Origin of the sequence: Candidatus Steffania adelgidicola (assembly GCF_020541225.1) — a bacterium.
Classification (GTDB): domain Bacteria; phylum Pseudomonadota; class Gammaproteobacteria; order Enterobacterales; family Enterobacteriaceae; genus Steffania; species Steffania adelgidicola.
The window spans coordinates 795841-808412 of sequence record NZ_CP045889.1; the positions used below are offsets into that span (position 1 = coordinate 795841).

Below are 12572 nucleotides of genomic sequence, written 5' to 3' on the forward strand. Positions count from 1 at the left end.
AAGCGATAGAGTCCAGAAATTTAAATATAATTATATTATCTAGACTAAAAATCATGATATCTTTTTTACTATTAGCTTCTGCCTCGTTAGGTGCGGATCTAGGATATATCGCAGCTATCAATCTACTAAATACAAAATATCCCGGCAGATAAGTGAATAGCCTAAATCACCTATCAAAATATTTATCCTGAATAAATTACTTCGTCATGTTTTAATAATATAATCATATGAAAAGGTTTACAAAAACTTCGAGAGTCTCAGACTAAAAAAACAAAATCACATCTGCAAAATCAATCGCACTACGCTTTTTCTCGCAGAGAGATACAGGTAGCTTTGTTCCTCAAATTACGTTATACATACTAAACTATGGTGTCTTAATCGATCGCTATATCAGTGAGTCTATCGATGATTAATAGTTATCAACATACTTATATACAAAACAAAAATATTGTAATTATTTTAATCAATAAATAATTCTGAGATTCAGTAGTACTGAATCTCAGAATATGATAAAATCTCTCCTAATCAACCCTGAAATAAAGAAAAAATATTGATTGGATTTTAAACTTTAAATTCTTATATTATAAAACCGCAACAGTTGTAATATAAACTTAGCGCTTCATTTAACTAGGGAGTAAAGATGCATCTGATTTGACCAAATATCATTTTATAAACTTAGTTTACGTCCAGGTATATTTTGGAGGGAACATATAATAACTGGTACTAATGATCAAAAACTGCTAACAACCTCTGATACGAGCATATGATTTTATATGCAAGTTTAACAAACTAGTAATCCGAAATCGTTCAGGTAAAGTCCTACCACAGCTAAAGTTATACCGCCGCTATGGATAACAGCAGCTTTAGATCAGGTGTCAATACTAACCGCAACCGGACACCTGATAATATTTCCGCTGCACCATCTTTCGACACTCTCGAAAGATAGAGGTAATAAAATTACCAGCATCTCCTTCGGAAATCTCGCCACTAGCAAGGATCTACTAATCGATTTTTGCCTCCTCTTCATTAACGCTGCCAGTACTTTTTATGCCGGAAAAAGTCACCTGACTCTAGGACTGAAAGATTTACAGATATTTATTGCTGTATGCGGGTATAGGGAGATTTTATCACCGCACCGGTGCCGACAACATATCGATCGGATAAAAATCCTTATTTCTATCGAAATAACACGATAACAGTATCAGGGCGTAATATATACTATGCTAACTGCTGTAGTTCTAAACTAGGTAAGTGATTATTTTATTTTTTGTAACTATTAACTAACGAAAAAAAGATGAAGATAACTATCTATTCTGTTCAGAACACCAGTATACTACTGATCACCGCAGACTAAGAGGTGATTATGCTAGCTATCGCTCGTATTGTTTTAATAGTGCTTTTATCGATAATAATCTGTATTATAGGTTCAATTTACTGCTTATTTAGCCCGAGAAATCCTTCTCATGTTGCCACTTTTTCTCGCTGGTTTTCACGCATGTCACCACTTTTGGGAATCCAAGTAGACATACGCCATACCAAAACTGAAACAGTACCCAAAAATTGTATTTATATCGCTAATCATCAAAACAACTACGATATAGTAACCGCTGCCTATGCGGTACAGCCACGTACTGTAACAGTAGGAAAAAAAAGTTTACTATGGATCCCACTTTTCGGCCCCCTTTATTGGTTGAGCGGAAATTTACTCATCGATCGCCATAATAGTACCCGAGCGCATAATTTGCTTAATGAGATCATACAGAATCTTAAAAATAAAAATATTTCTGTTTGGATTTTTCCAGAAGGTACTCGTAGTCATGGTCGAGGTTTGCTAGCCTTTAAATGTGGCGCTTTCTACAGCGCACTTGCCGCTAATGTTCCCATTGTGCCAGTTTGCATTTCTAACACCTCAAATAAAATCAAACTCAATCGCTGGTCTAACGGTTTAGTTATCATTGAGATTCTACCAGCGGTTGAAACTAGCACTTACCGCCGAGAGGAAATACGCGCATTGACTAAATGTTGTCGGGCAGTGATGAAAAATAAGTTAGCCGAACTAAACGCAGAAGTGACTAATCGAGAAGTCTTAGGATAAAAAAGTTTTTCACTCCAGTTTCTTAACCTATATGTCTGAGGCAATTATTTTTATCATGCAATATTGCATGATAAAAAATATCTGTATTTTATGTTAATCTTATTTTTCTTTTTATTTATAATGGAATTATACTCCACAAACTATCTCTGTAGTCATATAGTATTTTAGAAAATACTGGAATATTAAGATGATAGTATCTCATGAGATAGGTTTGTATCCATTTCATAATATTCAAACCGTAGTCAAAGTACATAGTACTTTACAGTATTATAAGGAAGAAGTTACGGGGTATCCATGGATACTGATAGTATCAGTAGCAATAGGATTTTCCATTTTCTCTTTTAAAATTAATAAAATATGCACTTTTATAAACCAATAAAAAAAGAGATTATATATATCTGGATAATATCCAGTACTATATTAACTTATCCCCCCCTGCTAATAAAAACTGAAGATATTCTAAAAACCACCATCGCATTCTTTTAAAAACATCAGATCATACTGCACAGATGCATTTGGCACTGTCTAGCAATAAACAGTGAGTTTTCAGTGGATCTTAACCCAATTCAGAATAAGTAAAAAATATCCTAAAGAGGTGCCATCTTCATGTAGACTCTCTTTTTTAATTTAAATAAATTAATTTACAACAAGTCAATTAACAATATTTTACAACTCCGTCATCACTATAAATTTACGATCGATAGTTGAGTTTTCATTTGATTAGATATTATATTAAGATAACTCAATATTATACAATAGGTTAAATATTTTTTATCACTTCTGACATCTATAATTAAAACCTGATACACCGGAATAGCCTGGTGTCCTTAGAACGTGCTTTCTAGGGGTGAAAGAAGAAAATAAGAACCTTGACTATCAATGTAGTGATGCTGACTAGAATCAAGAGATTATTATTGAGTCTAATTGAAAGCATGTGTTTATTGGTTTTGATTATTATTTCTTCTTCATTATATACTTTCTAAGTCTTGTTTTTAGCTAAAAGCAAAAATGGTGCCATCTAAACTCTGTGCTTTTTAAAGCAGAGATTGTAGGGTGATCTGTACAATTATTTCTTTAAAAGAGATGGTTCATATCATGACGCAATCCCACTATAACGCTAGGCGATAAAAGTACTGAGTGGATTGGAACCCATCCGACGTCAACCGAAGATCTATACCGATACCTCATCGCATAATCATCTTGGACAGGCAGTGATTAATAACAGTCTCGATGATGGCGCTTTCCGGATAAACCAAACAAATTAAGGTAATTTTACAGGCCGATCACACTCCTTACAAGTGACTGACAACGGTTGCGGTATACCGGTCGATATGCACCCAGAAACAGAGATACCGACAGTAGAATTAATTCTATGTCGACTGCACGTTTGATAATAAATTTTTGAATAAAAGCTATCAATTTTCCGGCGGTCTTCACAGTGTAGGGATTTCAGTGGTTAATGTTCTATCTAGAACGCTTTACATTGAGCGTACGGCGCAATGGAAAAATTATCAGTTCATCTTTAAGAACGGCGATAAGATCAAGGTTCTTGGAGTGAACGATACCTACCCTAAGCGTAATACTAGCGCTAACATCATGCATTTTTGGCGTAACTCGCGTTTTTTCGATAATCCCTGATTTTTAGGATCATCTTTGACCATTTACTAAAATCAAAGACGGTATTATGTTCCGGATTGAAAAGTATCTCTCGCAATCAAGTAAATGATATTAAAAAATGCTGCGGCTATCAGACTGATCTGATACCTTATCTAAACGAATCGACCAATAATTTTATTAGGCATAATACCAGCGACTCACCTTTGTCAGGGCAGTACGGGGTGATACGGTAACAATAGAGTAGGCGTTGCTATGGCTACCGGAAGGGGCAACGATTGACAGAAAGTTATGTAAACTTAATACCTACCACACATGGCTAGGCCCCATGTGAATGGGTTTCATCATGGGTTGCTAGATGCAATATCTGAGTATTGCGAATACCGAAAAAGATTTTACCGTGAACAATGAAGCTGTCAGCAGACAATATTTGGAGACGCTATTCGTATGTGCTATGCATAAAAATGCAGGATCCACAGTTTGTTGGAGAAACTAAAGAGGGATTATCATCGCGGAAAATCACGGCCTTCATTTCCGTGGTAATAAAAAACACTTTCATCTTTTGATTAAACCAAAATATAACGGTAGCGGAAAAATTAGCGAAACTCGCTATTGCTGGTAAGCAGCGACGTCTGAAGGAGAGATAACAAGTATTGCGTAAAAATAGACTGCCGGGTCAACACTACCTGGAGAATTAGCCGACTGTCCTACTAAGAATTTAGCCGCTACAGAACTTTTTCTAGTCAAAGGAGTACAGATGGAGAATCGACTAAGCAGGCACGAGATCGTGAACATTAGACAATTATACCACTAAAAGAGAAAATCCTTGATACCTGGAGATTTGCGTTGATGCAGTTCTAGCTTCATAGGAAGAACACGATATCTTGGTAGTGCTAGGTATCGTTCCCGATGGAAACGATTTCAGCCAACTTCTTTATGCAAAAACCTGTATTTTGGCAAATGCAGACTCCACTAGGTTATATATTGTTATGTGCTTTATTTATGCGGCACTTTCGGAGAGTAGTAAAGAATGAATATTTTATGTAGCAATACCACCACTCTACCACATTGATTTAAGTGAAGAAGTCTATTCTTCTCTTGATAAGAAAGAAAAACTTAATATCCTAAATCTCTTGAAATGTAAAAAAAGGCATATCCCCACGTGCAACGCTTTAAATAACTGGGGGAAATGAATCCGGTACAGCTACACGAAACGACTCTCAATCCTACTACCGATTTCTTATTTAGTTAACACTCAGAATCGACAATCTGAAGAAAACGCTAGCGGTGATGGATATGCTTCTGATAAAAACGTGCCAAAGACCGCCGGAACTGGCTGAGGGAAAATGGCGACGAAGTAAACATTTTGATTAAAAGTGATGAAAACTCCGGTATAGATAATATCTAGTTGAATATTATTCTTTCATCCTATTTTCATTACGGATAGTATCTCTTTATATCAATGAGACATTCTTGCAGCATAACAAAATAAAAAACTTCGAGGCTACAGTCATACTAGCAAAAATCATGGAAACTCACGCTCTATTAAAAATAGAGTCTATAAAAGCTTCCTCATAGTCATAGCTATCAAGCAATCAATATTCCTTTATAAAAAATACGAACACTAGTACACTGAGACTAACACCCGTCAAAGCATACTGCTATACAACTAAATTTTCATGGTACATATAACATATGTATAAAGCAAATTAGTATTGTTATCCCTGATATGCCTGAATTAAATATTGGTGAAACAATGAGATATATTTAGACTTAGTACTGATACTATCGATTTAACTGCGTGTCTACTAGCTAGTAGCTCTATCTTCTGTCATCCCCTGAATATAACCTGACAAATCTATATTTGGTGGGGATAACGTATGTTATTAGAAAAGATGAATTCCTTGATTGAATCTATCTATATTCATTTTGTAATCCATACAATATTCTCACTTTAAAGTAAGCGAAAATTTGCAAACTCTCGATGTAGTCTCGATGCGAAATAAGTGGTAAACCTGGAGCCTCATAATAGTTTATTGGGGGAGGTTTTAATATATATCAATGTTTATATAAAGACAATCAGGTACGTTATTTTTAAAAAATACAACACTGAAATCTTGGTGCTTTTTGCTCTGTTTTTCCTAGAGCACCGATTCTAGGTCTATAGTTTTACGTAAATTATATATTTATTCCCTTTGTAATATGACGAAATTAGAAATTCTATTACGATAGTACATAACATCTCTAATCTCATCATGTTTATTTCTATAAGATGCAACAATCCTCATCACTATCATATAGTGCCTAGGCAGTTCATAGAACTGTATATGCACAACCTTATTCCACAAAAATTATATCAATTTACAATATCAGTTTTATTCTATATTTTATAGTCTTGTTTTTTATTACAAGATTAGAAAATCCTTAACTTTATCCTATTTTTGAAAAACGGATAGATCACCTTAAATTGCAATCCTAGATTAATACAAAATCATTTAGTGACATTTAAATAGTTTATAGCCTCCCCACCCATGAACGGCATACCAGAATGACCAGAAGAGTCATCAAGACCATATAAATTTACATAATTAAAACCAATCTGCAGATGATAATGTTCTTATCGATAAACTCGCCATCCACAACCCACTTAAACACAATTTAAAAGATCAATCAGCATAGAATAAACATCAATACTCCGAACTCTTACAGCAACCCAGTAACCATTCACTCCTTGATAAAGGAGTGGGTATTAAATAATATAAGGTGTTGTCGTTTCATTAAAAAGAAATGAGAAACAATTATCTGCTAATCTTTCTTACACTGTAATTAAATTAAACTATTTACTTAGTGATGAAGTGTGAATTTAATTATAGAAGTGAAGACATCATCATATATACCATCTCACACTCGTCACTATAATAACGCTAATTTTTTAGTGTATTATTCAACACTCATACACTCACTAAAGCATACCGATTTTTTTTAATATAGTAATAAACTAAAGCAGTGCGCTATCAAAAGCTCTTTACATAAACGGTTCAACACATTTCACGCTCCAGCATAGCTGCTTTCTCAGATAAACAGGCAAGAATCATGATGATTCAGTAAAATCTTTCAAAACATCTTGGATTTAGATACCAGGAAGCAGGCGTGCATTGTGAATTGCTGCATGCTAGAAATATAACTTTGTCTGATTGATCTAATACCGATTCTCAAGCAACGATAAAAACCTGATTGAAAAGAATAAGACAATGCAGGAATGCATCTACAACCGCTAACCAATATTTAATCAAAAGAAAATAATCTCTATAGGGGATGGGTATGCTATTAAATCAGAAATAATATCATTTGTACATAATACAACACTTAGGCATTATCCTAAATGCTGTTAGAATTTTATTGTTTAATGCGTTTACTACACGGTCTGTTTAGAGACCTAATAAAAAATATTTAAAGATACGACCATCGTCTAGATGAATACTCCTTGCTTGCAGATGGAAAGGAATTATTATTATATTTTATCCTTGACCATTTTAACTATTATATACTTTGAAAGCCATGTTGTTATGTATAAAACTTAAGAGCACAGAGTGAACAGATAGTGGGTCTATAGTGTGTTAATCTGTTTATGAAATATTTCTTTACATTGCTTATAGATCTAAGATCGCAGAACTGATACCAAGTAACTATCACATTGCACTCGCTAGATTTAACCACGACAAGCGCAGATCACATCAATCTTTGTCATAGTACATTTTGAAAAATATAGAATATACTTAATGAACTAATCTGAGTCACGACCGATCATGTCACTTGTTGCAGCTCAATCTTGACTCCCCATTTTTACGGGAAATCGAATTATGTCTGAATTTTTGCCGTTCTCTCGACCAGCAGTAGGCGAGGCTGAGCTCGCCGCCGTCGGTGATGTCCTTCGGTCTGGCTGGATCACCACTGGGGAAAAATGTGTACAGCTAGAACAAGCGTTTTGCCAATTAACTGGCAATCAACATGCCATTGCTGTGAGCTCAGCAACTGGTGGTATGCACGTCACCCTAATGGCCTTGGGGTTGCGACCGGGTGACGAGGTTATTACGCCGTCACAAACGTGGGTGTCTACCTTGAATATAATCTGTCTACTGGGAGCTAAACCGGTAATGATTGATGTTGATCTCGACACACTTATGATCACGCCCACATTGATTGAAGAAGCTATTACCCCACTCACCCGCGCCATTGTCCCGGTTCATTATGCCGGAGCACCAGTTGATATTGATGCTATTCGAATGCTAAGTGAAAGGTATGGAATCCCGGTGATTGAAGATGCAGCACATGCTGTCGGAACTTACTATCAAGATCATCATATATGTGCAGTCGGCACCGCTATTTTTTCGTTTCACGCCATAAAGAATATCACCTGTGGAGAAGGGGGTATGGTGGTAACAGATGATGCTAAACTAGCAGAGCGAATTCGAAGTTTTAAATTTCATGGACTAAAAGTAGATGCGTTTGATCGTGGCGTACAAGCCCGTATCGCGCAGACTGAAGTGATGGCGCCAGGTTATAAGTATAATCTGTCAGATATCAATGCTGCGATTGCGTTAATACAGCTTGATAAACTGCCACAGAACAACGCGCGCCGTGCAGTATTGGCCCAGCAGTATTTATCTGGATTAGCTGATACGCCGTTTTCTCCCTTATCACAACCCGCTTGGAAACATCGCCATGCCTGGCACCTGTTTATTATCCGCGTTGATGAGCAGCAATGCGGTATTAATCGCGACAATTTAATGCAGGAACTGCAAAATCGCGGCATCGGTACTGGCTTGCATTTTCGCGCTGCTCATACCCAGCATTATTATCGAAAGCGTTTTCCAGACCTCATCCTACCAGCCACCGAGTGGAATTCTTCGCGCGTGTGTTCATTACCGCTTTTCCCCTCCATGCATGATGATGATGTCGAGCGCGTTATTACTGAGCTGCGTGATATTACAAAGGTTTGAAATGACGACACCCATAAAATTTGATAAAGTTTCGATTGTGATTCCAGTCTATAATGAGCAAGAAAGTTTGCCAGAATTAATGAAACGCATAGTAGCAGTCTGTAAACACCTGGATTCTGATTACGAAATTCTTCTGGTGGATGACGGTAGCACGGACACCTCAACCACATTGCTAACAATAGCTGCAGAAACCCCAGGAAGCCATTTCATTGCGGTATTACTAAATCGCAATTACGGCCAGCACTCAGCTATCATGGCAGGTTTTAGCCATGTAACTGGTGATTTAGTAATCACTCTTGATGCGGATTTACAGAATCCGCCGGAAGAAATCCCGCGGCTAATCCAGGTGGCAGCGCAAGGTTATGATGTCGTAGGTACAGTACGCCAAAATCGGCAAGATAGTTGCTTCCGAAGATGGGCGTCTCGTGTAATTAACGCTTTCATTCAACGAACTACTGGAAAAGAGATGGGTGATTACGGCTGTATGTTACGCGCCTATCGCCGCCATATTATCGACACCATGTTACACTGTCAGGAGCGCAGTACTTTTATTCCCATTTTAGCCAACACATTCGCCCGAAACACCATTGAAATACCAGTAATGCACGAAGAAAGAGCATTCGGCCATTCTAAATATAGTTTAATAAAGCTTATTAATTTAATGTATGACCTCGTTACGTGTCTGACGACTACCCCGCTTCGCATATTAAGCGTTATCGGCAGTGTTATAGCTCTACTCGGATTTGCATTTTCGCTTCTACTTATTACGTTACGCCTATGTCTTGGTTCCCATTGGGCGGCTGAAGGCGTTTTTATGCTCTTCGCAGTGCTTTTTATTTTTATCGGTGCGCAATTCATTGGTATGGGATTGCTAGGAGAATATATTAGCCGTATTTATAACGATGTACGTGCCCGTCCTCGATATTTCGTTGAGCGTGTAATCAGTCAAAATTTAGTTTCGTCCGAACAGGAAACACAATGAAAGCTGTTGTTTTTGCTTATCATGATATGGGATGCGTAGGTATTAGAGCCCTTATTAGGGCACACTTTACTATCGAAGCTATAATTATCCCACCTGATGTACCTAACGAGAAAATGTTTTTTGAATCGGTAGCACACCTTGCCGCAGAACACAATTTCGGCATTCCGGTGTTTTCACCGACCGATATTAACCATCCGTTGTGGATAGCTCGAATTAAAGCGCTCGCTCCGCACGTGATTTTCTCGTTTTATTATCGGCAGTTACTTTGTCAAGAAATTCTAGACATCCCGTCAATTGGCGCATTTAACCTACATGGTTCACTCTTGCCACGCTATCGTGGTCGTTCGCCATTAAATTGGGTGCTTCTTAATGGGGAAAAAGAAACTGGTGTCACCCTACATCGCATGACAGTACGAGCAGATGCAGGCAATATTCTAGCACAGTGCAACGTGGTCATTACACCACAGGATGATGCACCAAGACTCCACTACAAACTATGCGCTGCAGCAGACAATCTGTTAGAGAATATTTTACCGGCTATTCGTGAAGAACGGTTTATTGAGCTGCCACAGGATGATAGTGCTGCGAGCTATGTAGGTCGCCGTACACCGGAGGATGGGTGCCTCTGCTGGAGTAAACCCGCCGAAACCCTAGCCAATCTGGTGCGAGCAGTGACTGAACCCTGGCCCGGCTCCTTCAGTTATGCCGGCGGAGAAAAGTTCATCGTTTGGAAAGCGCGTAAACGCCTCAACAACACTAAAACTAAACCCGGAACTGTCTTATCCGTCATTCCGTTTCTTATTGCCTGCGGCAGTGATGCTCTAGAAATTCAGACAGGACAAGGAAAGACAGGCGTGTATATGCAGGGCAGCCAATTAGCGCAGTCTTTAGGGTTAGTTAACGGCGCACTGCTAAACTCACGTCCTTTTATCAGCTATACACCCCCCCGTACCCGCGTGCTCATTCTTGGCGTCAACGGATTTATTGGTAATCATTTAACTCAACGCCTGTTGAGCAGCGAAAACTACGAGATTTACGGTTTAGATATTAGTACTGATGCAATCAGTCGATTTATGATTAATCCATTTTTTCATTTCATCGAAGGAGATATTAGCATTCATTCGGAATGGATCGAATATCACATTAAAAAATGCGATATTGTTCTACCGCTCGTAGCGATTGCCACTCCCATCGAGTATACGCGTAATCCGCTACGTGTATTTGAACTTGATTTTGAAGAAAACTTAAAGATTATCCGTCACTGTGTCAAATATCAAAAACGTATTATTTTCCCGTCGACATCTGAAGTGTATGGTATGTGTACAGATGCACTATTTGATGAAGACCATTCCAACCTAATTGTTGGTCCTATTAATAAACAGCGATGGATTTACTCTGTATCGAAACAACTATTAGACCGTATTCTATGGGCATATGGCGAAAAAGAAGGATTGCGCTTCACTTTATTTCGCCCCTTTAATTGGATAGGACCAAGACTCGATAACCTGAATGCAGCACGTATCGGTAGCTCTCGCGCCATCACGCAGTTAATTCTGAATTTAATAGAGGGGTCACCGATCAAATTGGTGGATGGAGGTGCCCAAAAACGGTGTTTTACCGATATTAGTGACGGTATTGAAGCACTTTTTCTTATTATTGAAAACAAAAAGAATAATTGCGACGGTCAGATAATCAATATTGGAAATCCAGAAAATGAAGCCAGTATTCGGCAATTGGCAGAATTATTAATGGTAAGTTTTCAACGCCATCCGCTCCGTCATAATTTTCCGCCCCTTGCGGGTCTACTCGATGTGGAAAGCAGTAGTTATTATGGTAAAGGTTACCAAGATGTTGAGCACCGCAAACCTAGTATACGTAACGCTAAACGCCTTCTGCACTGGACGCCTTTAGTTCCAATGCCACAAACTATTGATAAAACACTTGATTTCTTCTTGAGAACTATTGAACCAACTGGTGAAGCGAGATGAAAAAAGTCGGTTTACGTATTGATGTCGACACCTGGCGTGGTACTCGTGACGGCGTGCCACGCTTACTTGAAATACTGGCAGCACACGAGATTCGGGCGACATTTTTTTTTACTCTTGGACCAGATCATATGGGGTGGCATCTCTGGCGCCTGATAAAACCACGATTTTTACTGAAGATGCTCCGCTCTCATGCGACTTCCCTTTACGGTTGGGATTTGCTGCTAACTAGCACTATCTGGGGGAGGAGAAAAATCGGCCAGGGGCTTGCCCTACAGATCCAAACCGCCGCAAAAGAACATGAAGTAGGCCTACATGCCTGGGATCATTTTGCCTGGCAAACCTGGGCGGGAATGTGGAACCAGAACCAGCTAACTAAACAAATTCGTCTAGGGACAGATGCACTTGCGGCAATTATCAAACAGAAGGTGACCTGTTCAGCAGTGGCGGGATGGCGCAGTAATGAGCGAATTCTGCAAGCTAAAGAAGCCTTTAACTTTCGCTATAACAGTGACTGTCGTGGCACAGGTCCGTTTCGACCACTGTTCTCCAATGGAAATTTCGGCACAGTGCAAATCCCCGTAACACAGCCTACTTTTGATGAAGTGATCGGTCAGAGAACCACCCGTAAAGATTACAACTATTTTATTTTCAATAATATCAAAGCAGATCGCGGAATACCAGTTTATACTATTCATGCGGAGGTAGAGGGGATTATGCTTAGTGACATGTTTCAGGAACTACTTTTGATGGCAGCGGCGGAAGGAATCCGTTTTTGTCCGTTACAGGATCTGCTCCCTGAGGATATCACCACCCTTCCAATAAGCCGCGTAGTGCGGGGCCTGATTCCAGGACGGGAAGGTTGGGTCGGATGCCAAAGCTTATAAAAGTGAATT

The 12572-nt window shown here is 38.6% G+C and carries 6 protein-coding genes and 1 pseudogene; all 7 read left to right on the forward strand.

Annotation, left to right across the window (positions count from 1 at the left end; genetic code table 11):
- Positions 1-872: 872 nt before the first annotated feature.
- The 7 genes and pseudogenes from GFK82_RS02230 (at position 873) to arnD (ending at position 12563) form a co-directional block, all read left to right on the forward strand.
- The gene (locus GFK82_RS02230; RefSeq protein ID WP_226810321.1) at positions 873-1196 is read left to right on the forward strand and encodes a hypothetical protein; all 324 of its coding nucleotides are present in this window, start codon (positions 873-875) and stop codon (positions 1194-1196) included.
- 167 nt (positions 1197-1363) lie between these two features.
- Positions 1364-2095: a 1-acylglycerol-3-phosphate O-acyltransferase gene (locus tag GFK82_RS02235; RefSeq protein ID WP_226810322.1), complete on the forward strand. Its 732-nt coding sequence runs from the start codon at positions 1364-1366 to the stop codon at positions 2093-2095.
- A 1095-nt stretch (positions 2096-3190) separates the two neighbouring features.
- A pseudogene (locus GFK82_RS02240) lies at positions 3191-5117 on the forward strand (ATP-binding protein).
- 2452 nt (positions 5118-7569) lie between these two features.
- Positions 7570-8709: a UDP-4-amino-4-deoxy-L-arabinose aminotransferase gene (gene arnB, locus GFK82_RS02245; protein ID WP_226810323.1), complete on the forward strand. Its 1140-nt coding sequence runs from the start codon at positions 7570-7572 to the stop codon at positions 8707-8709.
- A 1-nt stretch (position 8710) separates the two neighbouring features.
- A complete protein-coding gene (arnC, locus tag GFK82_RS02250) occupies positions 8711-9691 on the forward strand; it encodes an undecaprenyl-phosphate 4-deoxy-4-formamido-L-arabinose transferase (protein ID WP_226810324.1) in 981 nt (326 codons plus the stop codon).
- A complete protein-coding gene (gene arnA / locus GFK82_RS02255) occupies positions 9688-11679 on the forward strand; it encodes a bifunctional UDP-4-amino-4-deoxy-L-arabinose formyltransferase/UDP-glucuronic acid oxidase ArnA (RefSeq protein WP_226810325.1) in 1992 nt (663 codons plus the stop codon). The genes arnC and arnA overlap by 4 nt, the downstream gene beginning before the upstream one ends.
- Entirely contained in the window at positions 11676-12563 is an 888-nt protein-coding gene (gene arnD, locus GFK82_RS02260) for a 4-deoxy-4-formamido-L-arabinose-phosphoundecaprenol deformylase (RefSeq protein WP_226810326.1), read from the forward strand. The genes arnA and arnD overlap by 4 nt, the downstream gene beginning before the upstream one ends.
- Positions 12564-12572 lie beyond the last annotated feature (9 nt).

Bases quoted from the DNA above. Each gene is read 5' to 3' on its own strand.
- GFK82_RS02235 (WP_226810322.1), top strand. From the start codon at position 1,364: ATGCTAGCTATCGCTCGTATTGTTTTAATAGTGCTTTTATCGATAATA.
- arnB (WP_226810323.1), top strand. From the start codon at position 7,570: ATGTCTGAATTTTTGCCGTTCTCTCGACCAGCAGTAGGCGAGGCTGAG.
- arnC (WP_226810324.1), top strand. From the start codon at position 8,711: ATGACGACACCCATAAAATTTGATAAAGTTTCGATTGTGATTCCAGTC.
- arnA (WP_226810325.1), top strand. From the start codon at position 9,688: ATGAAAGCTGTTGTTTTTGCTTATCATGATATGGGATGCGTAGGTATT.
- arnD (WP_226810326.1), top strand. From the start codon at position 11,676: ATGAAAAAAGTCGGTTTACGTATTGATGTCGACACCTGGCGTGGTACT.